The sequence below is a fragment of the Chryseobacterium sp. MMS23-Vi53 genome (genome assembly GCF_047651245.1).
GTDB lineage: Bacteria > Bacteroidota > Bacteroidia > Flavobacteriales > Weeksellaceae > Chryseobacterium.
In genome coordinates this window covers 1,520,455-1,543,569 of the sequence record NZ_CP180265.1, presented here as the reverse complement: position 1 = coordinate 1,543,569, position 23,115 = coordinate 1,520,455, and the positions used below count along the sequence as shown (strand labels likewise).

Genomic DNA, 23,115 nt, shown 5'->3' with positions numbered 1-23,115 from the left:
ATTACAAAAAAAACATCCCTGAAAGAGATGTCTTTATTTAACTTTTATTTTAATCTATAATTTATTTTGCCTGCATTTTCTTTCCTGCAAATTTGTTCAGTTTCATCGTTAAAGAAAACATAACGTAACGCTTTAAAATAAGGTCATCACGATCCTCAAAATACGTACTTGAGATGGTTCTTCTCACACTTTGGTTTTGGTTTAAAACATCGTAAACTTTCACTTTTGCAGTCAATTGTTTATTGAAAAAAGAATAGCCTAAACTTGTATTCCAGAAGTAAAAATCTCTTTTGAAGCCAGGCGCAATATTAGTGTTTGTATTGTATTCAAAGTCGTTTCCGAAAATCAGTTTGCTTTTAAAAATGTAATTGGTAAGTTCCAATTTCAAGGTTTGGTAACTTGTTTTCACTTCATTAATACTTGAATTTTCATAATTTGAGAAATTATAATTTAAAGAGTAAGAAGGTTTTATTGTCAATTTATCTTTAATTTCATAATTTAAATTCAATCCTGGATTGATGTTGAAAACATTGCTGGCAAATTCTTGTCCTTCAATAAATCCTTTTGTTAGGGCATAGTTCATATTAAATCTCGGACTTATCGTCAGTTTATTTTCTTTCCATTTAAAAGTTTTGCTAAAACTACCTCCTAGGTTAAAATTTTTATTTCCGCTTACATTAGAGTACGTTACATGCTGTTTTCCGTCTTCATCGTAGAAAGAATAATTGATGACATCGTTGTTTCTGTAAGTGAAACCAACATTCAAATAATAGTTAATATTTTTCACAATATTAGAATTATTGAAATATAAGTATGTCATGTTGCTCCATGTGTTCTTCAAATCAGGATTTCCCTGATAAGTAATCAATGGATTCGACAAGTCTTCATAAGGCGTCAACTGCTCTGCCGTCGGAATGGTGAAGTCTGAGAAATGGTATAAACTCAATCTTTTGCTGTGAGAAAATTCATAATTCATTCCTAGATTATAAGTAGGAAGCGCAAAATTCTTTTGTAAATTGTATTGCTGATTATTGAAAAACGAGTTGACATTCATATCTGTAATATCTACTCCAAAAGATCCCCAAGCATTAATTTTTTTCTTGTTAACAGAAAAAGATAATTCAGGTGAAAACTGGTTGATTTTCTGATCCATTCTGTTGGATAAAACCGTATTGTAATCGGTATATTGTCCTGTGTTTTCATCGAAATCATTAACGTTTCTTAGGTTCTTCAATGTTTTTGCATTGTAATTTAAACTTAAACTGACATCGATGGAATCGGTAATAGGTTCTGTATAACCGGTTTTAAAATTGTAACCGTTGGTTTGCTTTTGGTTTTTGGCAAGCTGATTTCTGTTGTCACTTCCTGTTGATCCCTGATAAAAAATATTTTCAGACTTGTTTAAATTATTCTCTTTTGTTTCAGAAATAGTGCTACTCATATTGGCATACATTACTCTTCCTTTTTTCTTGAATTTTTTAGAAAAATAAATATTTGGATTAAAATTATTCGTTTCTGTATCAGATTTGGTGAAAGAGCTACTTTCATTAAGAAGCGTATTGTCTCGTAAAGTTGATGATTTTAAATTGTTGAAATTCGAAATTTCATTTCTCGAAAAAGAAGGAGAGAAGTAAATACTCGTTAGAGAATCCAATTTTACTCTTGCTGCGATATCGAAATTGTACTGTTTGGATTCATTTTCACCATTACTTTCATAATCTGTTTTCAATGTATAATCGGGAAGCAGGGTGGTTCTGGACACCTTCGATCTGGTTTCAAGATTGTTGTCGGTATGAATTAAACTTACATTATCCAAATCCACATCTTTTCCAAATTTATCACTATAGTTCAAGCCAATTGTCGTCGACTTTTGGATGCCCTTATTGTTGTTTCCGCCTTGCACATAATAAGTTGTTCCGCCGCTCGTGACGACAGATCCTCCCTGCATAATCCAAGAATTTCTTCCACGACCCATGCTGTCAAAAACCTCATCGTTGGAAAATCCCTGTGAGTTGATGTTGTTGGACGAGGCAAGCAGACTTACCTTTGTGTCTTTCTTGAAATAGCTTAAAAGTCCGCTACCTTAATATCTTTTGTCGGAACCGTAACCAAGCGTTAATCGTGAGATTAATCCCTTGTTTTTCTTTTCATCAATATTAAAATTAATGGTCGCATTATTCGATTTTGAATTTTTCCCGTTGAGCTCTTCCTCCTTAGTTTTTGTCGTAGTGAACTGGATGTTTTTAATAATATCAGCCGGAAGGTTTTGCAGCGCAATTTTTCCGTCTTTATCAAAGAACGGTTTTCCATTGATCATAATCTGGTCAACTTCTTTTCCGTTGACTGTAATTTTTCCTTCATTGCTAATTTCCACACCTGGAATTTGCTTTAAAAGTTCCTCGATTTTGCTGTCGGGACGCACTTTTATGGCAGAAGCATTAAATTCAATCGTATCTTTTTTAATTTTTACCGGAGAAGCCGTAATCGTAACTTCCTGAATATCTGTAATTGAATTTTTCTCCAGTTCAATTTCGCCTAAAGAAAAGGATTGGTCAATTTTTTCAAGATTTTTAGAATAAGAAATTGATTTGTCGGCATCAATTTTAAGGATGGTAGGATCTGTAAGTGGATCAGTCTTTAAGGAAAATTTTCCTTCCTTATTGGTTGCAGTGTAATTTACAATCGACGAATCTTTTTGTTTTAGGAGATAGACAGTTGCGTTTTCAATCGGTTTTTTTTCGAAGTTGGAGACTTTTCCGTCTATGTTTAATTTTTGAGCATTCAGAATAATGAAATTCACTGCGAAAAGCAGTAGAAATAATAGCTTCCTCATTTATTTTAATAGTTATTAGACCGCAAAATTATGAAAAAACCTTTCCCAGTGGGGATTTGCTGTAGTTAAATAGCGTTAATGTTTTTGGTGATTTTTTTAATTTGTGTTAAGATTTAGTTTAAATTTTTTTTAATAGTTGGAAAATCGCAAAGGCGCAAAGCTTTAATTTCTCTTGAAAAGATATTTTAAGACTGCAACTATTTTAAAATATTTGTTGAAAAATTTTTGATTTTTTTGTGTCTTAAAAACAATAAAAAATGTAAAATAGCTTTGCGCCTTTGCGATTTTCAACAAAAAATTATATAGTTTAAAAAATAAAAAAACACCCCTTAAAAAAGAGGTGTCTATGATTAATTAATGTGGTTTAAATAGAATTATGCTCTCAAATATCTTGAATAAGCGTAACCTTCCTGTCCGTCATCGGTTTTTACTTTCCACCAATCGTCGGAAGTCTGCTCGATTAAAGTAACTGAAGATCCTTTCGCAGCCTTACCAACAACAGCAGCTTCCGTAGAAGGCTCTTGTCTGATGTTTAGGTTAGACTCGTCCGTAGCTACTGTAAGAGCAGCACCTGCAGCAAGACCTGAAACCTGTACATCGATGTTGATGTCTGATGCAGAATATGTAGAATCAATTGCTCCTAAAGCATTCCAAACTGCATCTTTTGCAGCCATGTTGGAAGCGCTTCCTGAAACATAAAGAATTCCGTCCTGCTCCTGAACCTGAAGATTAGAGATTCCTGCAGACTGAGCAGCAGAAACAACGCTTGAATATTTATCTTGTAATGTACTCATTTCGAATTATTTTACAGTGTAGTTATAGTTTACTTTTCCAACTTTCAAAGCATCAACAGATTCTTTTACTTTTCTTGCATTCGCAGAAGACACTGTTCCTGTAAGCGTCAGTTCTCCATTTACAACCTCAACTTTTACTCCCGGAATATCTTTAACAGCGTCCTGTACTTTTTGCTGAACAGCAGGATCCACAGCCGATTGTGTAGTAACCGGTGCAGCAGCTGGTGCAGCAGGAGCTACAGTTGCCATATCCATAACGTCTTTTACACCGTTAATAGCTTTCAGTTGCTTGATCATTGCATCTTTCGCTTCCTGAGTTTCGAAAGTTCCGCTTAGATGAGCCACCCCTTCCTTCACCTCCACAGAAGCGTTCGGGTTAGAAACCACTACAGTTGTTGCCTGAGTTTGAAGATCGGCGTCAGAAACTTTCTTTTTACAAGAAATCGCCCCGAAAGACACAGCTACAGCCAATGCAGCCATTGCGATAGTTTTTTTCATAGTTGTATATTTTATTAATGTTGTTAATACAAGTAAATGTAATAATAAAATTTATACCAAAAGAATAAAAATTAAATAAATATCAATTAAAATTATTGCAATATTTTAGGAATCAGATTATTAATTTTAGCTTGTCTTTAATTTAACATAAAATTAATCAAGCTTAAAATGAAATCTCGCACCAATTGTAAAAATATTATATTTGCGAAACTTGAATTATCTATATGAAAGGACAAAATAAACTATTTATAGCCATCGTTATCGCACTTATTATCGGTGTAGGAATTGGTGGGTTTGTGCATACACAGTATCCGGAAAGTGCAGAGCCATTTTCTAAAAATATAAAATTGCTGGGAACTGTTTTCATCCGTTTGGTTCAGATGATTATTGCTCCGTTGGTTTTCACGACATTGGTGGTAGGAATCGCCAAAATGAGCGACATCAAAATGATCGGTAGAGTAGGAACAAAGGCAATGCTTTGGTTCATTTCCGCTTCATTGATGTCTCTTTTTATCGGTTTAGTACTGGTTAACTGGCTGGAACCGGGACACGTTACCAAGCTTCCCATTCAGGATGCTGCCTCTGCCGAGGAGCTTTTAAAAAGCAGTAAAGGTTTTTCAATGGAAGATTTCGTAAAGCACATTATTCCTAAAAGTATTTTTGAGGCTTTCGCGACCAATGAAGTACTGCAAATAGTAGTTTTTTCGATCATGTTCGGAATTGCTTTGGCCAATATGGGAGAAGAATATTCTCAGCCCGTTATCAAGTTATTCGACATTGTAGCACACGGAATTTTAAAAATGGTAGGTTTTATCATGTGGTTTGCTCCGCTTGGTGTTCTGGGTGCGATTGCTGCCGTGGTGGCGACCAATGGTTTTGAAATTTTTAAAGTCTATGCTATCTATTTAAGAGACTTTTTCTTTGCCTTGGCAGTACTTTGGCTGGTGCTTTTATTGGCGGGGTATTTAATCTTGGGAAATCGCCTTTTCGAATTATTAAAAAGAATAAAAGAACCTTTACTGATTGCGTTTTCTACCACAAGTTCGGAAGCAGTTTTCCCGAAATTGGTAGAAGAACTGGAGAGATTTGGGTGTAACAAGAGGGTAGTTTCTTTCATTTTACCTTTAGGATATTCTTTCAATCTGGACGGGAGTATGATGTACATGACGTTTGCATCCATTTTCATCGCGCAGATTTACGGAATTGAAATGACTGTTGGACAGCAAATCACCATGCTTTTGGTATTAATGTTAACTTCAAAAGGAATCGCGGGAGTTCCGAGAGCTTCTTTGGTAATTATTGTAGCAACGTGTTCTATGTTCGGAATTCCACCGGAAGGAATTGCTTTAATTTTACCAATCGACCATTTCTGCGATATGGGAAGAAGTATGACCAATGTTCTTGGAAACGCTTTGGCAACGTCTGCCGTTTCAAAATGGGAAGGACAGTTGGAAAATCATGGCGGGGAGATGTAAAAAATTAATTTAGCTTTATACTAAAGAATGGTCAATAGTGAATTTATACTTCATTGTTGACCATTTTTTTTGAAGCTTAATCCCGCTTTCCACTGTATCTTTTTCGCCAACGCTTTTTTTCAAAGCCTATTCAGAAAAAGGATGTCGTTGCAATCGGGGCTATGGTTGCAGTTATTATTATCAGCATCGAAATAAACCACAAAGTTCGTCTTTCCGTAGGAATCTAAGTGTGAATCTTTCCAGATTATATTTTTTTTAATACTATGTTTAGATTTCTACGGAAAGACAAACCAAATGGAAATTCATTTTCAAGAAAATCTTTGCGATCTTTGCATTAAAATTAGATTCAAAACAATCAAATGAATTTAGAAAATCATAAAAATTTAATTCAAGAAAACGGCTTCACAGTTATCAATAATATTTTTTCGGATGAAGAAATTGATAAGATCAGTGAGATTATTCAAAATATAGATACTTCAAAAGAGACCTTTAGAAAATCGGAGGATCTGTTTGCCATCAGACAGTTTTTAAAGGAAATTCCCGAAGTCAATGATTTGATTTTTAATGACAATATCAAAACACTCATCAAAGAAATTTTCGGAGAAAAATATTTTGTGGTAAAAAGTATCTATTTCGATAAACCTGAGAAATCTAACTGGTATGTTGCCTATCATCAGGATTTGACGATTTCTGTAGATAAAAAACTGGAACTGGAAAACTTTGGACCTTGGACGACAAAACAAAATCAATTCGCTGTTCAGCCACCTTTGAATATTCTGGAAAATGTTTTTACGATCAGAATTCATTTAGATGATACTGATGAAAATAATGGAGCTTTAAAGTCGTTCCAAAATCCCACGTCAAAGGAATTTACAGACCTGAAACCATCAATTGGAACGTAGAAACCGAAACCATCTGCAATGTAGAAAAAGGCGGAGTGATGATTATGAAACCTTTAATTCTTCACGGCTCCAACCGAACAACAAATGGTAAAAAAAGGAGAGTCATTCACATCGAGTTTTCTGATATGGAATTGCCGGAAGAATTGAATTGGTCTGAAACAATAAATTAAATCAAAAACCTCTTTCAATTCGAAAGAGGTTTTTGATTTACCATTCACTACTAATGACTTCTCCGTACTTTTTATCTATATTGTCTTTAAAATATAAAAGCAGTATAAAGAATTCTTTTTGAGGTTCTTTATTTATGAGCATAGGAATGTCAACAGTCATATTCTTTCTTAAAATATTTTCAATTTTGCTATCCTGATTTCCAAATCTTGTTATGGGCGTTAATTTCTCGATTTGGGAAAGTTCATTAATTTTGACTTTATAAATTGCAAATGGATTTTTAGGTGAAAAATTCTTAAGGCAGGAAAGTGTAGACTTATCACCTTTCTGCAATTCATCATAACATGTAGTGAACTCAAGACCTGTGAATTTATATTTATTTTTTTCTATATAAGCAAAGGTTTTTTCTAATGCTTCTATTGTTGATTTCTCATTCATATTAAAACTGTACTTTGGTGAGCATAGCGAAAGAGAATAATCATTATTGTATTTGTTTAATAAGATAAGGTATGTTTCGTTTGGGTTAATATTTATTTCGCAAGCTCCGGAATAAGAATTTCCGATAAGGCCACGCACATTCAAGGTTTTAAACTTCTCACCTTTATAGAGCTTTTCAAATTCAACATCAGCTTTGTAAGTTCGTTGCTCGGAGTTTTCATCGTATACTTTTATAATTTTTACGATTCCCACGACATCAGCCGCTAAATAATTTTCTGCCAAAGGAGCTCTGTGACAGCTACATGCAGACATTTTTATAAAACTTACTACTAAAAATAAGATAAACAATGATTTTTTCATCATTAGAATTTTTTTATTTAATAGAAATCTCATCAACAAAGATATAAGCTTCTCCGCCCGATCCCTGATGCCACTCAGGAAGTTTTCCGAAATGATAAGCTTTTACTTTAATATAACGAGCCTGAGTCGGAAGAATTTCTGCTGTGAAGTCTTTCTTCTGGATCGTTTCGTCTTTCGGATCAAGCGTATTGTCAACTGTTTTTAATAAAACGAAATCTTTTCCATTGTTGGAAGCATAATATTCCACTTTTTTCGGCATTAAAATCCATGCTTTACTGTCCTGAAGATAAGATGAAGATAATTGCGTGATCTGTTGGGGTGATTTCATATCGATGATCGCTTCAAAAGTCTGTCCCTGATAACCCAGCCATTCGCCTTTTCTCCAGTTGGTATCGCCTAGAATTCCATCAATTAAAGATAATTTTCCACTTGCAGTATATTGCGGAGTCGGAGTAGAATTTACTGTAATATCCCAATTGTTCGGTCTTCTGTTGAAGTTGGCTGTTACAATCGAACTTTTCTCGCCATTTCTTTCTGCATATGCCGAAACCTGAGTTGTTTTTGTAATGGTAAATGGTCCGTTGTAAGCTTTGAAAGTTTTTCTCACATTAGCATCACCTTCATCCAAAGTCATGTAGTAAATTTTATCATTCGGATTCAAAGCGGTGATTTCCACTTTTGTATTCAAATCAAAAATTCTAGCGGCAGCAATAACAGGAGTAGCCGTTAATTCATCATATTTAAAATCTTTGAACGATTTTGCATTTTCAAAACCTAATTTTTTAAGTTCATCTCTGCTTGTATTTTTTGTGATCGTTCTTGTCGTTCCATCTTCTAGGTGAATTTTAACCTCATCGAAATAAGGCTTTGTTGTCTGCCATTCCGGTAATCCCGGAGTTACAGCATAAATTCCCATTGAACTTAAAATATACCAGGCGCTCATTTGTCCGCAATCCTCGTTTCCGATCAAACCATCCGGAGCATTTTTATAATTATTATCAAGAATATACTTGATTTTTGCATCCGTTTTTTCAGGTTTTCCAACATAATTATAAAGATAGGCAATGTGATGACTCGGCTCGTTTCCTTGAGCGTATTGTCCGATCAAACCTGTGATATCCACTTGTTCTCTGCCTGTCGTTTTGTCCGGAGCAGAGAAAATAGCATCGATAAATTGTTCGAATTTTTCTTTTCCTCCGTGAGCCGCGATCAATCCCGGAATATCCTGCTGAACAGAATAAGAATAATGCCACGAATTTCCTTCTGTATAATTATTGTTAACTTCTCTCGGTTCGAATGGTTCGTACCAGTTTCCGTTCTTTCTAGGCTGCATAAATCCGTTCTTTGGATTGTAAAGATTTTTCCAGTTTTGAGAACGTTTCATGAAATACTGGTAATCTTCTTTTTTGCCTAAAATTTTAGCCATCTGAGCGATACACCAATCGTCGTAAGCATATTCCACTGTTTTAGAAACACTTTCGTGTTCGTCGTCAATAGCGATATAATTGTTTTGTTTGTAAGCATTTAAACCAAAAATATCCAGCATTGCAGAATTTTTCGAAGCCTGAAATGCTTTTTCATAATCAAATCCGGTGATTCCTTTAGCCATTGCGTCTGCAATAACAGAAACTGCGTGGTAGCCGATCATACATTCCGTTTCGTTGGAAGCCAGTTCCCAAACTGGAAGTTTTCCGCCTTGTTCATATTGCTTAATGAAAGTATTGATGAAATCTGCCGTTCTTTTTCTATCAATTAAGGTCATTAAAGGATGCGCTCCTCTGAAAGTATCCCAAAGCGAGAAAACAGAGTAGTAGTCGAATCCGTTTGCCATGTAAAACTTGTTGTCGCGACCTCTGTATTTTCCGTCAACATCCATATTGATGTTCGGTTGCGTGAAAACGTGATACATTGCCGTGTAGAAAACTGTCAGTTTATCTTTATCTGAAGATTTAACTTCAATTTTTGATAATTCTTTATCCCAATCAGCAACTGCATTTTTTTGAATTTCAGCAAAATCATTAGACTTGCCTTCAGCCAGCATATTTTTTCCAGCACCTTCGTAGCCTGTAGGAGAAATTGCCACTTTTACATTAATTTTTTCTCCCTTTTTAACGGTTGTTGAAAATGCCAAAGCCAGTTTCGTTCCTGTGAAAAGATTTTTTTCGTCTTTTCCATTCACGATTTTCTTTGAAATTTTTAATGGTTTTGAAAACTCAATTCTTGCGTAAATGTACTGGTTGGTTGCCCAAGCCTCACTTCTACGGAAAACTTCGATGGTTTTGTCGTCGATTATTTTAACCTCACCTTCAAGCAATTTATCTCTATGGTTTAAGTCTAAAATAATATTTGCATTTCCTGCATTATTGAAAGTATATTCATGATATCCGACTCTTTTGGTTGTCGTTAGACGGACATCGATGTTGTTTTTGTCTAATTTAACGGAGTAAAATCCAGCAGTTGCTTTTTCGTTTTTGTGCGAAAATTTAGATGAATACTCTTTATTATCCAAGCTAGGATTTCCCATGGTCGGCATCAACATGATGTCTCCGTAATCCGAAACTCCCGTTCCGTTCAAGTGGGTATGAGAAAATCCGTAAATCACAGAATCTGAGTAGTGATACCCGCTGCAACCGTCCCAGCTTCCGTCTACTCTTGTGTCTGGAGAAAGCTGTACCATTCCGAAAGGAACAATAGCGCCCGGAAATGTGTGTCCGTGACCGCCTGTCCCAATAAAAGGATTTACATATTGCGAATAATTTTGCGAAAACAAATTATGGGCAACAATTCCTAAAAGAACGACCAATATTTTTTTCATCATATAAAAAATTAAAATTCCCCTAAAGTACTACAAAATTTGGTTTCACAAAAGAAAATATCTATCATTGCGTTTACTTATTCTAAATAGGTAAAATTTCCGTAAATTTGTAAACAATTTATTTAGTTTATGTTGACGAAAGAAAAGGTACAAAATTTCCTTAAAGAGATAGAAGTTGACGACTTGGTGAGTAATTTTCAGGTTATGGGCAACGATGTATATATTGATATGACTGCACATTCACCTGCAATGCACGAAAAAAAGAAGTTGGAGGCAGCAATGAAACAGGCATTCGCAAGCGAATTCGGAGATGATATTGTTTTAAAACTAAAGATCGTTTCTCCTGAGCCAAGCGAAATTCAGCAAAGTCAGATCAAAGGAAAACAAATTCCTGGAATTCAAAATATTATTGCCATTGCTTCCGGAAAAGGAGGAGTTGGTAAGTCTACAGTTGCTGCAAATATGGCGGTAACATTAGCAAAAATGGGTTTCAAAGTAGGTTTATTAGATGCCGATATTTATGGGCCGTCTGTTCCTACGATGTTCGATACAGAAGGTCAAAAGCCAATTTCTGTTGAAATCGATGGGAAAAATTTAATGAAACCTATCGAAAATTATGGTGTGAAAATGCTTTCAATAGGATATTTTTCAGGTTCTAATCAGGCTGTAGTTTGGAGAGGTCCGATGGCTTCGAAAGCTTTAAACCAAATGATTAGAGATGCAGCTTGGGGAGAATTGGACTTCTTATTAATCGACCTTCCTCCGGGAACGGGTGATATTCATTTGTCTATTATTCAGGAAGTTCCTGTGACGGGTGCAGTAATTGTAAGTACACCTCAACATGTTGCTTTGGCAGATGTAAGAAAAGGGATCGCGATGTTCCAGATGGAAAGTATTAACATTCCTGTTCTTGGATTAGTCGAAAATATGGCGTATTTTACACCGGAAGAATTGCCGGACAATAAATATTATATCTTTGGAAATCAGGGAGCACAATATTTGGCGGATGATTTGGGAATTCCTGTTTTAGGTGAAATTCCATTAATCCAGAGCATCAGAGAAGCGGGAGATGTTGGTAGACCGGCTGCTTTGCAGGAAGGTTCTAAAATTGCTGAAATCTATACAGAAACTGCCCGTAAAATGGTAGAAAGTTTGGTTGAAAGAAATAAGTTCCTTCCTCCGACTGAAGCTGTAAAGATCACAACAATGGCAGGATGTTCACCAAAAGCAAAATAATAATTTCAAATCTTGAAAAAACCGATTGAACTGAAAAAAATATGGAAACAAATATAACACACGAAGATACCGTAACAAGAGTAATGGAGGCTCTGGAAAGCATTCGTCCGTTTTTGAATAAAGACGGCGGTGATATCGAGCTTATTGATGTGAAGGATAACTTGGTTTATGTAAAACTTTTAGGAAACTGTTCTGGTTGTTCTCTTAATTTTTCAACGTTAAAGTTAGGAGTAGAGAATACTATAAAACAACATGCTCCCGAAATCGAAAAAGTAATAAGCGTAGAGTAAGAAATTAAAAAATATATTTTTAAAGACAGGTTTTTTTTTTGAACCTGTCTTTTTTTGTGGTGTTTCTTTTTTCCCATCATTTAGCTTAAATTTTTTATAATTTCCTTAATCATCTTCAAAACTTCGGTCGATTTTTCTCTAATAATTAATTTATTCTTTTTATTTTTAATCAACTCTGTGAAATTATTGTCTTCCGTGTTAATGTCAACAATGGTAGAACCATATTTTATAGCTGTTTCAGCGATGGCAAGAGGAAGATTTGTAGCTCTGGAAGTTCCGACAATGAAAAGAATTCCACTATTTTTCGCAACTTTCAATGAACTGAATTTTTTATTCGTTTTCTCGTCATAATATTCATCAAACCAAAGAATATTTGGACGCATCCAATGGCCGCAATTTTGACAGGTTAAAAGTTCGATATCTCGTTCCGTGAGATCTTCATCTATATTTTTTCCTTTAATTTCTTCAGGAAGGTTTAAAATTTCCTTACAGCCGTTTTAACATTTAATTTCACGATTGTTTCCATGAATTTCATAAATTCTCTGCGTTCCCGAACGTCGGTGAAGATTATCAATATTTTGAGTAATTAAATGAAACCTATCCTGCAACATGTTTTCAATTTCAACCAATTCAAAATGACTTTGATTAGGCTTTGATTCTTCAAACATTTTCTTTCTGAACAAAGAATATTGTAAAACTTCCTCAGGATTTTGCTTAAAGTATTTCAGTGTTCCAAATTCTTCAGGCTTATGAAATTGAGTTCCTTTTACCCAAATTCCATCGATTCCGCGATAGGTCGGAATTCCGCTGTCGGACGAGATTCCTGCGCCAGTCAAAAAAGTAAAAAGATTTCGTTTCTCTTTATGATAAACCTGATGGATAATTTCTTCTAATTGCTCATTCATGGTATTTTAAAGTTTAAAACTACTGAATTTTAATATTATTTTAAATATTTTAATTAATAAAGCTCATCCAAAAATCTTGTAAAGTTGTCTCTCGGCATTGTAAAGTACTGATAAGCTAAAAAATTATACCTTTTGTATGTTTTTAATTTCAAATATATTTTTTTAATGCATCAAAAAAGCCCCGAATAAATCCGAGGCCATTAAATCAACTAAATAATATATTCTACTTTACAATTACTCTTTTTAATTGTCCTTCAGAAGTTTTCACAAGATAAACTCCTGTAGAAAGTTTCGAAGTATCTATTGTTAAAGCATTTTTCTCTTTTCTGATCAGTTTACCGGACATATCGTACAATTCGTAATCCTGCGCTCTGTTGAAATAAAGTGTATTTCCTTTATTTACCGGATTCGGGAATACATTGAAGGTGGCTTTTTCAGATTTCACTTCATCTGTAGCCAAAGTTCCTGAACCTGCAACTTCATACATCGATAAAGTACCACTGATTTCGTTCGCAACAACTACATATCCTTTTCCGGTCGTTGTATTTTGAGGAGCGATATAAATTATTCCTTCAGGTCCGTTATCTCCACCATATGCAGAGGTTGAGCGGGAATTTTTATAATCCGTAAAAGTAGGGTTATTAGGATCTGTAATATTATAAACCATTACACCTCCTGTCCTTTCGATCGTGATGAAGGCGTAAGTCTGTCCATTAATAGTTCCTAAAGTAACACCTTCCGGTTCCGGACCTTTTGCACGGCTTCTGTTTTTTACAGTATTAGATTCATTATCAGCATTAAAAATTAATGGATGATTGGCTGCAATATATCTTTCGAATCTGTCGCCACTGTCGTAAACGATCTGTTTTGTATCTGCATTAAATATAGAGAATGAACGAGCTCCCAGTGCTGAAATTTCTTCAAATTCAGAATCTCCGTCTGTATTTCCAGTTGCATTTGTCACTCTGAATCTTCCTAAATTGTAGGAAGCCTTTAAAATAGATGATTGTGGGAAAAGGGCAGGATCTAAAGTGTAATCATTCGCTCCAACTGTCGTTCTTTCGCTGAATCCTGAAAGGTCTTTTTCATCGCCTTCGTTAGCTGTTATGATATAATTCGTATTTCCCACTTTATAATTCTGAACAGCATCTGGGGTGTAATATGTTTTTACAGGCCAGTTTGCAATGAGAACTTCACCATTGTTATCAGAAGCATCGAATCCGTTTCCTGGAAGGCTCATGTCTTTTTTACCTAATCCCCAGATTCCTGTGATGGTTTTTGTTGCTAAATTCACTTCGGCAATCGCATTGTTTTCCTGAAGTGTAACCCAAGCTTTTTGGCTGTCTGCACTTATCGTGACATATTCGGGTTCCAAATCCTGAGAAAGGGTATTGTTGGTTCTTACTTTTCTTAATCCTGTCGCCGCTAAAGCTGCAACCTGAGAATCAAAAGCATTGAAGTTTAATGTCATAACATTACTTTGATTTAAGCCAGCAATTCCTCCAGAAATATCAATAATACTGATTGAACCTTCAGGATCTACCGTGTAAGCATCGTTCGGTTCACCTTCATTGGCAGCCATTACTTTTGTTCCGTCGGGAGAGAAAGTAACCATGTCTGGTAAAGCTCCGACTGTAATTTGTTTCAGGAAATTTCCATTAATATCAAAGAAAACAACCGAACCGTTTTGTTGCGGGTTTGCATTTGGAGAAGCTGCTGCGATAATTCCATTTTTCACAGCGATACTCGTGATTCCACCGTAAGGAGCCATGTTGATTGTGTTTACAACCGTTGGCGCTAAAGGATTACTGAAATTAATAATATCAAAAACATCGGTAATCGAACTGATGGTAAATAATCTCTGTGTTGCAGGATCATGAACTACAATTTCAGTCGAACTGTTATTGCTTCCGGATGGATCAAAACTTCCAATATAATTTAATGAAATTTGATTTGATGGAACCGGAGCTGGTTTATCATTATCAACAATATAAATTGTTGCGTTATTGTCACCGGAAATCGTTGCTCCAACAGGATTTTCAAGGCTTACTACAAAATATTCTGCCTGTTGTTCCTGTAAAGTATCATCAATAATAGGAATATTTACCGTATAACTTGTCGTAGATGGTGTAATATTAATAGTTTGATTCGTTAAAGTGAAATCATTACTATCCGCAGTGCTGAAAGGCGCAGGTTTTACAACCAAATTCACGGTTGAATTTGATGGATTATTAACATTGATTTTAAATGCCAACGTTCCTTGATTTTCATTGACTTTAATGAAATTTTTATCCAAAGAAATTGAAGTTCCCGCCGTTGTAAACGTTGTAGAAGTTGCTGTTGTCACCGCATTATCACTTGTATCTTCCACCATATTTGGTTTTAAACCTAAATAATAAGCTTGATTTGGAATCAAACCTGACGTAGGAATTACAGTGATTTTATTGTTAACGAAAGTCGTTGTGAAGGGAACTTGTGTACCTGAAGCATTTCCAAGACGGAAATCGACAAGTGTTTGTGCATTAGAATCGTTGATCGTGGAATTGTCTATTAATCTTACATTTTCATTGAAAGAAATGGTAGGATTTACAGTCGTTGAAGCATTATTTGTGTTGTTTGTGGGAAGGTAAGTTACATTCGGTGGGGTAGTGTCGGTTGCGCTTACTGCTGTTGCATCTACCGTGAAATTGTCGAAACGGTTGTTCCCTACAGTACCATTATTTGGTCCTGCTGTGAATTCAACTTTAAGTTTAAAATTAGGATTATTGGAAACTCCTGCAATATTTGAAAAATCAAATGTAATTAATTGAGGATTTGCATCTTGTGGAGAAACCGTTTGATACGTCTGGAAAGTTGTTCCGTCCGTAGAATATGACCAAGTCTGTGTTCCCGCTCCCGAACCTGATCTTCTTGTCGTAAATTTTACAACCACATTATTGTAACCTGTCGTTGGCAAATTGAACTGTAAATTACCATTGATAGGAAAATTATATCTTAAATGCGTTCCCGAAACGTCACCATTTCTTGCATTCAAATTATCAACATTGAAGTTTTGTCCTGTTCCGCCTGCGAAATCGATTTCGGTCGTTCCGCTTGTTACGGCAGTCATTGTTCCACCAACCAAAGTTGAGGTTGGCGTTGTGATGGCAGCAGCAGAAGCATTGTTGTTAAAATTCCAGTAGTGGATAAGAGATGTCTGTCCGAAAGCCGCTCCCTGAAGGAAAAATGCGGCAACTACAGAGCCTTTTAACAAGTAGTTATTAATCATTTTTTACTTACTTTAAATTTATGCAAAAATGAAGTTTCTACTTTGCAAACATTTTAAGCAAATTTTAATAAATGTTTAATAAATAGGTAATTATTGAGAAATTGAATTAATATTTAATAACTAAGAACTGTAAAACTGCGAAAAGGCAATATAAAACCAATAAAGTAAATAAGCCAATCAACAGAATTGTGGCTGTTTTATAATTTGCCTTTTTGCGATTTTACTATTTTGCCGCTTTCCCTGAAAAATTTAGGTGTTTACCAGTAGTTTTCTGTCCTTCCATAGGATGTTTCTGCATATAGAAAAATCCTGAAATAGCAACCAAAACGAGTAATACAAAAGCAACCAAGAAAATTCTTTTTAGCATTTCTTTCATATTGCCAGATTTTTAATGTCCTTAATCTCCAAATTTGAGGTTGGATACCCTTTTTTCACGGCATTGATCATTGCTTTGCCGACTTCATGTAAAGTTAATGATTTTGAAGGTAATAGCACAGGAAAAAGCCAAATAAGTGGTTTGAAGAACCATTTTACATTTTCCTGACCTTCAACGGGTTTCATAAATCCGGGACGGAAATTGTATGCAGATCTAAAACCTAATTTCTTCAAAGCGTTTTCTGTTCTGCCTTTTACTCTTGCCCACATAATTTTTCCGCTTTCAGTTTTGTCGGTATGTGCTCCTGAAACATAATTGAAAACCATGTTTGGATTTTGATTCAGAACGGCTTTTGCGAAATGCATTGTGGTGTCGTAAGTGATTTTGGTGTAATCTTCTTCGTTCATTCCAACGCTGCTGATTCCGGCGCAAAAGAAAACGGCGTCATAACCTTTCAGATTTTCATCATTGATGTCGATGCTTAAAAAATCTGAAACAATATATTCTTTTAATTTGGCGTGTTTTTTTCCAGAAGGCTTTCTGCTTACACTTAGTATTTCTGAAATGTTCGGATTCTCAAGGCATTCCATTAAAACGCCTTCTCCTACCATTCCTGTTGCTCCCGTGAGAATTATTTTTATTGAATCCATTTCTTTGATGTTGTTAAAATTGATGACGTTTTATACTTTCTTTTTACTTTAAACTGAAAGCAAAAATTATACAGTTTTTTTTGTTATTCTGAGGAGCAAAGTCATGAAGCAATTTCTTGAGTATTATAGTTTTAAAAATCAATAAGTTATATTGTTGAAGTTCCCTTCCTTTGTAGGGTTGACAAAAATTCCGACAGAATTTTTGACGGGATGGTCTATCAATTTGATAAATAATGTTTGCTTTAATTTCAAATACAAATCTTGAAAAAAAGTATTACGCCTAGCCCAGATCGCAGCAATTGTTTGAGCTCATTTTTTTTGTTTCAGGCTGCGGCGGCGAAGCCGCCGCAGCCTGAAACAAAAAAAATAGCGAGTGCGGAGAGCTGGAAAAAGCTACTAAAAAGAATGGAAGGATAAAGATGGATGATGGAAGTTTAAATGATCGAGAATAAAGATGCTTTTCTTCGTTCTCAATGACGAAAAAACCGATCAAATAGACCGGTTTTTAAAATATTTTTATGCAAAAAAATTACTTTTTATCGTACAATTTACTGTAAATATTGTGGATCAAACCATCTGCCACAGAGATTTTAGGAACAAAAATTCTATTGATTTCCGACCACGACATCACATTATTGAAAATCTTCAAAGCATGAACCAAAACATCGGCTCTGTCTTCTCTCATATTATATTTTGTCATTCTTTCGTCGATCGTCATATCGTCGAATTCTTTGTATACTTTTTTCAGATGAGAAAGCGACATTGGTTTGCCGTCTTTTGTTTTGCTCATCGAGAAAACTTTGTTGATATTTCCACCCGAACCAATCGCCACAATTGGCTTTTTACTGTTAATATTTTTCCTGATTTCCTCCTTCATATCTTTCCAGTTATCCGGGGTCACCAAGTTATTCAGCAAACGAATTGTCCCGATGTTGAAAGATTTTTCATAGATCATTTTTCCGTTTTCATAGAAAGTAAGCTCGGTCGAACCACCTCCAACATCGATGTATAAATAAGCAAACTCTTTGTCAAGACCTTCTGCAACGTGATTTTCAAAAACTAAAGTAGCTTCCTCATCTCCGGAAATAATTTCGATATTAATTCCCGAAGTTTCTTTTACTTCTTTAATAATGTCTTGTCCGTTTTCAGCGTCGCGCATCGCACTTGTGGCACAAGCTCTGTAATGTTCAACCTTATAAATTTTCATCAGATCGCTGAAAATTTTCATGGAATCGATCACCATTTTTTTCCTTTCGTCACCGATTTTGTTGATCGTGAAAACATCCATTCCTAATCTCAGAGGGATTCTCAGAAGATTCAGTTTAATGAATTCAGGCTTTTTGTTGTTGATTTTCACTTCATTAATCAACAGTCGAGCCGCATTACTACCTATGTCTATGGCTGCGATTTTCATTTTTTGCTAGTCTTTGCTTTTAAATATCTATACGTTTCAATCTGAGAACGGCATTCTTCTTTGTCGTTGTGAATGTATTCGTTGCTCAATTTTTTGTCTAAAATACGAGCTTTTACATTATCTTTCAACTGTATGTCGAGAATATCTTTCAATTCTCTCTTTAAATTTTTATCGGTGATTTTTGCAGCAGCTTCAATTCTGTAATCCAAATTTCGCGTCATCCAGTCGGCTGATGAAATGTACATATCTTCCGAACCTTTGTTATAAAAATACATCACTCTCGCGTGTTCCAGATATTCATCAACAATACTGATTGCTTTGATTTTTTCTTTAAATTCTTTTTGGTTAACAGCACAATAGATGCCTCGTACGATCATTCTGATGTGAACTCCAGCCATTGCTGCTTCATATAATTTTTCAATTAAAGATCTGTCACTTACAGAATTGGCCTTAATGATCATTTCGGCTCTCCTTCCTGCTTTTGCCTCTTCAATTTCTTTGTCGATATGGTGAACGATTTTTTCACGCATGAATTGAGGGCAGACCAATAAATTTTTGCAGGTTTTTAAAACAGGTAAATAATCTTCTTTCGGTTTCTTTAAAACATTAAAAACTTTATTAATGTCAGCCATTACACCACGATCTGAAGTCATAATTAAATGATCTCCGTAAATTCTCGCCGTTTTTTCGTTAAAATTTCCTGTGCTGATGAAACCATATTGAATGGTTTTGTTGTGCGATCTCTTTTTAATAACACATAATTTAGCATGAACTTTTTTATCAGGAATTCCTACCAGAACAGTAATTCCTTCCGGCTCCAGCATTTCTTTCCATTCAAGATTGGATTCCTCGTCAAATCTTGCCTGAAGTTCAAGCATTACCGTAACTTCTTTACCGTTTCTTGCCGCATAAATCAAAGCATTAATGATTTTCGAACTGCTCGCCAAACGGTATGCCGTAATCTGAATCGATTTTACATCCGGATCCATTGCAGCTTCACGAAGAAGATCGATGACAGGATTGTATTTGTGGTATGGGAAAGTGAGAAGAACGTCGTGTTTTAAAATAACATCCGTCACTCTTTCGCCATGTTCAAACGCTGGATGGGTGAAAGAAGTTCTTTCCACAGGTCTTTCATATTTTTCAAAAACATCAGGAAAATCCATAAAATGTTTAAAATTATGAATCTTTCCACCTGGAATAATGCTGTCTTTTTTCGTTAAATTCAGTTTTCGGATAAGCATTTCAAGCAAGGCTTTATCCATGTCTTTATCGAAAACAAAACGCGTCGGTTTCCCTTTTCTTCTGTTTTTTAAACCTTTTTCAATTTTTTCTGCGAAGTTGGTTCGGATATCATTATCCAAATCCAATTCGGCATCTTTTGTTACTTTAAAGGCATTCGCAGAGAATTCATCATATCCAAAATACGAAAAAATATGCGGTAAATTGAATGTAATTACATCTTCCAAAAGCATTACATCTTTTTCCTCAGGATCTTCGGTTGGAAGCAAAACAAATCGGCCAACAAAACGTGAAGGAATTTCAATAATGGCATAATTGCTGGAATATTGCCAGTCTTTTTTCCTCATTGCAACGCCCAGATAAAGACTTTTGTCTCTGTAATAAGGCATTGGCGTATTTTCATGAAGGAGGATAGGAATGACGTTGGATTCTACAACTTCATCGAAATATGTTCTGACAAATTCTTTTTGTTTTGCCGTTAAATTTTTAGAAGTTTTAATGAAAACCTTATGATCAGCCATTTCAGACTGGATTTTTTTCCAGGTTTTATCGAAGTTCTGCTGTTGTCTTATTACAATGTCATTAATTTTTTGAAGGATCTTTGATGGCGGCTGATAAAAAGATTCAGCGATTACTTTTTCCTTAAAATCCATCGCACGTTTCAACCCTGCTACACGTACTCTGAAAAATTCATCTAAATTATTTGAAAAAATTCCTAAAAAACGGATCCTTAAATGTAATGGAACGTTTTCGTCCATCGCTTCCTGCAAAACCCTTTCGTTGAAGGCAAGCCATGTAATATCTCTCGGATTGAAGTGTAATGACATTAGTTAGTTTATAATTTGGTAAAAATAATGATTCACCGGCTGTAACAAGGCATTTTAACATTAAGGTTTGTTTAATTTTTTTTATGTTAAATCCCTTTTTAACTGATGAATTTTTAATATTTATTGTAATTGATTAAAGTTATTAAAAACAAACGGAAAAGCGAGGTGTTCAATTAAAATTTTTAATGGATGATTTGATTTTGTGGGTGATTTACAAAGATGCTAAGCTTTTTCTGTAAGGGTAAAATAAAATCCTTCAAATAGCCTAAAAGAACAATTCTTTGCGCCTTTGATAATTAGCAACAAATAGTTTTCAACACCTTGACTGACAAAATTGATAGCATCTTTTTTAATTATTTAAAATTCATGACAAAAATTCAACGTGCGATAAAAGAGAGATTTAGCTTATTCTAAACAATAAATTCAACTTTATTTTTCTTTAGAATGTTTATGATACAACGATTTTTTAATTCAAATATGTCAATTTGTCATAAAAGTTTGAATGGTACAAATATTGAGAAATTGAGAGTGTAAATTAAATTTTAAAAATTAGAAAAAATATAAATATTATGAGTAAAATAATTGGAATTGACTTAGGAACAACCAACTCTTGTGTTGCTGTGATGGAGGGTAAAGACCCTGTTGTTATTCCTAATGCAGAAGGAAAAAGAACAACTCCTTCTATTGTAGCATTTACAGAAGATGGTGAAAGAAAAGTAGGAGATCCTGCAAAAAGACAGGCTGTAACGAATCCAACCAAAACTGTTTACTCTATCAAAAGATTTATCGGGACTCACTTTAAAGATGATGCTTCTGAAATCACAAGAGTACCTTATAAAGTAGTATCTGGACCAAACGATACTGTAAAAGTAAAAATCGACGATAGAGAATATACTCCACAGGAAATTTCTGCAATGACGCTTCAGAAAATGAAGAAAACTGCTGAAGATTATCTTGGACAAGAAGTTACAAGAGCGGTAATCACTGTTCCTGCATACTTCAATGATGCTCAAAGACAAGCTACTAAAGAAGCAGGTGAAATTGCTGGTCTTAAAGTAGAAAGAATTATCAACGAACCAACTGCTGCAGCATTAGCTTATGGTCTTGATAAAAACCATAAAGATCAAAAAATCGCTGTGTATGACCTTGGTGGTGGTACTTTCGATATCTCTATCCTTGATTTAGGTGATGGTGTATTCGAAGTATTATCTACAAACGGAGATACGCACTTAGGAGGTGATGACTTTGATGATGTGATCATCAACTGGATGGCAGACGAATTCAAAGCTGAAGAAGGTGTTGACTTAAAATCTGATGCAATCGCATTACAAAGATTGAAAGAAGCTGCTGAAAAAGCTAAGATCGAATTATCTTCTTCTCCACAAACTGAAATCAACCTTCCATATATTACAGCTACAGCTACAGGTCCTAAGCACTTAGTGAAGACTTTGACTAAAGCTAAGTTCGAGCAATTATCTGCTGATCTTGTAAGAAGATCTATGGAGCCGGTTGCAAAAGCGTTGAAAGATGCAGGTTTATCAACTTCTGATATCGACGAAGTAATCTTGGTAGGTGGTTCTACAAGAATCCCGATCATTCAGGAAGAAGTAGAAAAATTCTTCGGTAAAAAACCTTCAAAAGGTGTTAACCCGGATGAGGTTGTGGCAATTGGTGCAGCTATCCAGGGAGGTGTATTGACAGGTGATGTAAAAGACGTTCTTTTACTAGATGTTACTCCACTTTCTTTAGGTATTGAAACCATGGGTTCTGTTTTCACTAAACTAATTGAAGCAAATACTACGATCCCAACTAAAAAATCTGAGGTATTCTCTACAGCGTCTGACAATCAGCCTGCAGTAAGCATCAGAGTAGGACAAGGGGAAAGACCAATGTTCAATGATAACAAAGAAATCGGTAGATTCGATCTTGCAGATATTCCACCAGCGCCAAGAGGAGTTCCTCAAATCGAAGTTACTTTCGATATCGACGCAAACGGTATTCTAAGTGTTTCTGCTAAAGATAAAGGTACCGGTAAAGAGCAGACAATCAAAATTCAGGCATCTTCAGGACTTTCTGACGAAGAAATCGAAAGAATGAAGAAAGAAGCTCAGGAAAACTCTGCAGCAGATGCTAAGAAGAAAGAAGAAGTTGAAATCTTCAACAAAGCGGACGGATTGATCTTCCAGACTGAAAAGCAATTGAAAGAGTTTGGTGAAAAATTATCTGCTAATAAAAAAGCTGCAATTGAAGCTGCTCATGGAGAATTGAAAACGGCTTTCGAAGCTAAAAATGCAGACGATGTAAAAGCTAAAACTGAAGCTTTGGATGCAGCTTGGATGGCAGCTTCTGAAGAATTGTATGCTGCTGGTCAACAGCCAGGTGCAGATGCCGGAGCTCAGAATGCAGGTAATGCCGGAGGTGAAGATGTACAGGATGCAGACTTCGAAGAAGTGAAATAATTAGATTTATATCTAAATTTTAATAAAAATGAATCCTCAAGTGAAAACTTGGGGATTTTTTGTGTTAAAGTTCGGAATGTTTTTCTTTTTTTGATAAATTTTTAATTTTTGTGATGTTTAAATAAATATTTTTGAAAATTAATTCACTTCAAATTGAACTCTAAT

The 23,115-nt window shown here is 35.1% G+C and carries 15 protein-coding genes and 2 pseudogenes; 5 read left to right on the top strand and 12 right to left on the bottom strand.

Annotated features, from left to right (window positions below; genetic code table 11):
* Positions 1–61: 61 nt before the first annotated feature.
* From ACKX2A_RS06815 to ACKX2A_RS06800, 4 genes are all read right to left on the bottom strand, one after another.
* Positions 62–1,975 (bottom strand): outer membrane beta-barrel protein, encoded by a 1,914-nt coding sequence (locus ACKX2A_RS06815; protein ID WP_415328578.1) that lies wholly within the window; start codon positions 1,973–1,975, stop codon positions 62–64.
* A 108-nt stretch (positions 1,976–2,083) separates the two neighbouring features.
* Entirely contained in the window at positions 2,084–2,833 is a 750-nt protein-coding gene (locus tag ACKX2A_RS06810) for a hypothetical protein (RefSeq protein WP_415328576.1), read from the bottom strand.
* Positions 2,834–3,207: 374 nt separating this feature from the next.
* Positions 3,208–3,627 (bottom strand): SH3 domain-containing protein, encoded by a 420-nt coding sequence (locus tag ACKX2A_RS06805; RefSeq protein WP_415328574.1) that lies wholly within the window; start codon positions 3,625–3,627, stop codon positions 3,208–3,210.
* A 6-nt stretch (positions 3,628–3,633) separates the two neighbouring features.
* On the bottom strand, positions 3,634–4,125 hold the full coding sequence (locus tag ACKX2A_RS06800) for a BON domain-containing protein (RefSeq protein WP_415328572.1): 492 nt from the start codon (positions 4,123–4,125) through the stop codon (positions 3,634–3,636).
* Between the two features lie 224 nt (positions 4,126–4,349).
* On the opposite strand from ACKX2A_RS06800, the gene ACKX2A_RS06795 reads away from it, so the two are divergent.
* Positions 4,350–5,600 (top strand): dicarboxylate/amino acid:cation symporter, encoded by a 1,251-nt coding sequence (locus ACKX2A_RS06795; protein ID WP_415328571.1) that lies wholly within the window; start codon positions 4,350–4,352, stop codon positions 5,598–5,600.
* A 359-nt stretch (positions 5,601–5,959) separates the two neighbouring features.
* Positions 5,960–6,672, top strand: a pseudogene (locus tag ACKX2A_RS06790) (phytanoyl-CoA dioxygenase family protein).
* 37 nt (positions 6,673–6,709) lie between these two features.
* Here the strand turns inward: ACKX2A_RS06790 and ACKX2A_RS06785 are convergent.
* Together ACKX2A_RS06785 and ACKX2A_RS06780 are read right to left on the bottom strand one after the other, a co-directional pair.
* On the bottom strand, positions 6,710–7,471 hold the full coding sequence (locus tag ACKX2A_RS06785) for a hypothetical protein (RefSeq protein ID WP_415328570.1): 762 nt from the start codon (positions 7,469–7,471) through the stop codon (positions 6,710–6,712).
* A 10-nt stretch (positions 7,472–7,481) separates the two neighbouring features.
* Entirely contained in the window at positions 7,482–10,286 is a 2,805-nt protein-coding gene (locus ACKX2A_RS06780) for a GH92 family glycosyl hydrolase (protein ID WP_415328568.1), read from the bottom strand.
* A gap of 126 nt (positions 10,287–10,412) precedes the next feature.
* On the opposite strand from ACKX2A_RS06780, the gene ACKX2A_RS06775 reads away from it, so the two are divergent.
* Together ACKX2A_RS06775 and ACKX2A_RS06770 are read left to right on the top strand one after the other, a co-directional pair.
* Positions 10,413–11,519, top strand: coding sequence for an Mrp/NBP35 family ATP-binding protein (locus ACKX2A_RS06775; RefSeq protein ID WP_415328566.1), 1,107 nt, complete (start codon positions 10,413–10,415; stop codon positions 11,517–11,519).
* A 41-nt stretch (positions 11,520–11,560) separates the two neighbouring features.
* The gene (locus ACKX2A_RS06770; RefSeq protein ID WP_051289253.1) at positions 11,561–11,809 is read left to right on the top strand and encodes a NifU family protein; all 249 of its coding nucleotides are present in this window, start codon (positions 11,561–11,563) and stop codon (positions 11,807–11,809) included.
* 80 nt (positions 11,810–11,889) lie between these two features.
* On the opposite strand, the pseudogene ACKX2A_RS06765 reads toward ACKX2A_RS06770, so the two are convergent.
* From ACKX2A_RS06765 to ppk1, 6 genes and pseudogenes are all read right to left on the bottom strand, one after another.
* Positions 11,890–12,714: pseudogene (locus tag ACKX2A_RS06765) on the bottom strand (SIR2 family NAD-dependent protein deacylase).
* Positions 12,715–12,937: 223 nt separating this feature from the next.
* A complete protein-coding gene (locus ACKX2A_RS06760) occupies positions 12,938–15,982 on the bottom strand; it encodes a choice-of-anchor I family protein (protein WP_415328564.1) in 3,045 nt (1,014 codons plus the stop codon).
* Positions 15,983–16,205: 223 nt separating this feature from the next.
* Positions 16,206–16,358, bottom strand: coding sequence for a hypothetical protein (locus ACKX2A_RS06755; protein ID WP_415328562.1), 153 nt, complete (start codon positions 16,356–16,358; stop codon positions 16,206–16,208).
* Complete coding sequence (locus tag ACKX2A_RS06750) at positions 16,355–17,008, bottom strand: NAD-dependent epimerase/dehydratase family protein (protein WP_415328560.1); 654 nt, start codon at positions 17,006–17,008, stop codon at positions 16,355–16,357. The genes ACKX2A_RS06755 and ACKX2A_RS06750 overlap by 4 nt, the downstream gene beginning before the upstream one ends.
* Positions 17,009–17,537: 529 nt before the next feature.
* Positions 17,538–18,422, bottom strand: coding sequence for an exopolyphosphatase (locus ACKX2A_RS06745; protein ID WP_415328559.1), 885 nt, complete (start codon positions 18,420–18,422; stop codon positions 17,538–17,540).
* Positions 18,419–20,491 carry a polyphosphate kinase 1 gene (gene ppk1, locus ACKX2A_RS06740; protein WP_415328557.1) on the bottom strand — a complete coding sequence of 691 codons (2,073 nt, stop codon included), beginning with the start codon at positions 20,489–20,491 and terminating at the stop codon, positions 18,419–18,421. The genes ACKX2A_RS06745 and ppk1 overlap by 4 nt, the downstream gene beginning before the upstream one ends.
* Positions 20,492–21,060: 569 nt before the next feature.
* On the opposite strand from ppk1, the gene dnaK reads away from it, so the two are divergent.
* A complete protein-coding gene (gene dnaK / locus ACKX2A_RS06735) occupies positions 21,061–22,950 on the top strand; it encodes a molecular chaperone DnaK (RefSeq protein ID WP_415328555.1) in 1,890 nt (629 codons plus the stop codon).
* Positions 22,951–23,115 lie beyond the last annotated feature (165 nt).

Coding starts and splice junctions, on each gene's coding strand:
- ACKX2A_RS06815 (WP_415328578.1), bottom strand. CDS start 1,975: ATGGGTCGTGGAAGAAATTCTTGGATTATGCAGGGAGGATCTGTCGTC.
- ACKX2A_RS06810 (WP_415328576.1), bottom strand. CDS start 2,833: ATGAGGAAGCTATTATTTCTACTGCTTTTCGCAGTGAATTTCATTATT.
- ACKX2A_RS06805 (WP_415328574.1), bottom strand. CDS start 3,627: ATGAGTACATTACAAGATAAATATTCAAGCGTTGTTTCTGCTGCTCAG.
- ACKX2A_RS06800 (WP_415328572.1), bottom strand. CDS start 4,125: ATGAAAAAAACTATCGCAATGGCTGCATTGGCTGTAGCTGTGTCTTTC.
- ACKX2A_RS06795 (WP_415328571.1), top strand. CDS start 4,350: ATGAAAGGACAAAATAAACTATTTATAGCCATCGTTATCGCACTTATT.
- ACKX2A_RS06785 (WP_415328570.1), bottom strand. CDS start 7,471: ATGATGAAAAAATCATTGTTTATCTTATTTTTAGTAGTAAGTTTTATA.
- ACKX2A_RS06780 (WP_415328568.1), bottom strand. CDS start 10,286: ATGATGAAAAAAATATTGGTCGTTCTTTTAGGAATTGTTGCCCATAAT.
- ACKX2A_RS06775 (WP_415328566.1), top strand. CDS start 10,413: ATGTTGACGAAAGAAAAGGTACAAAATTTCCTTAAAGAGATAGAAGTT.
- ACKX2A_RS06770 (WP_051289253.1), top strand. CDS start 11,561: ATGGAAACAAATATAACACACGAAGATACCGTAACAAGAGTAATGGAG.
- ACKX2A_RS06760 (WP_415328564.1), bottom strand. CDS start 15,982: ATGATTAATAACTACTTGTTAAAAGGCTCTGTAGTTGCCGCATTTTTC.
- ACKX2A_RS06755 (WP_415328562.1), bottom strand. CDS start 16,358: ATGAAAGAAATGCTAAAAAGAATTTTCTTGGTTGCTTTTGTATTACTC.
- ACKX2A_RS06750 (WP_415328560.1), bottom strand. CDS start 17,008: ATGGATTCAATAAAAATAATTCTCACGGGAGCAACAGGAATGGTAGGA.
- ACKX2A_RS06745 (WP_415328559.1), bottom strand. CDS start 18,422: ATGAAAATCGCAGCCATAGACATAGGTAGTAATGCGGCTCGACTGTTG.
- ppk1 (WP_415328557.1), bottom strand. CDS start 20,491: ATGTCATTACACTTCAATCCGAGAGATATTACATGGCTTGCCTTCAAC.
- dnaK (WP_415328555.1), top strand. CDS start 21,061: ATGAGTAAAATAATTGGAATTGACTTAGGAACAACCAACTCTTGTGTT.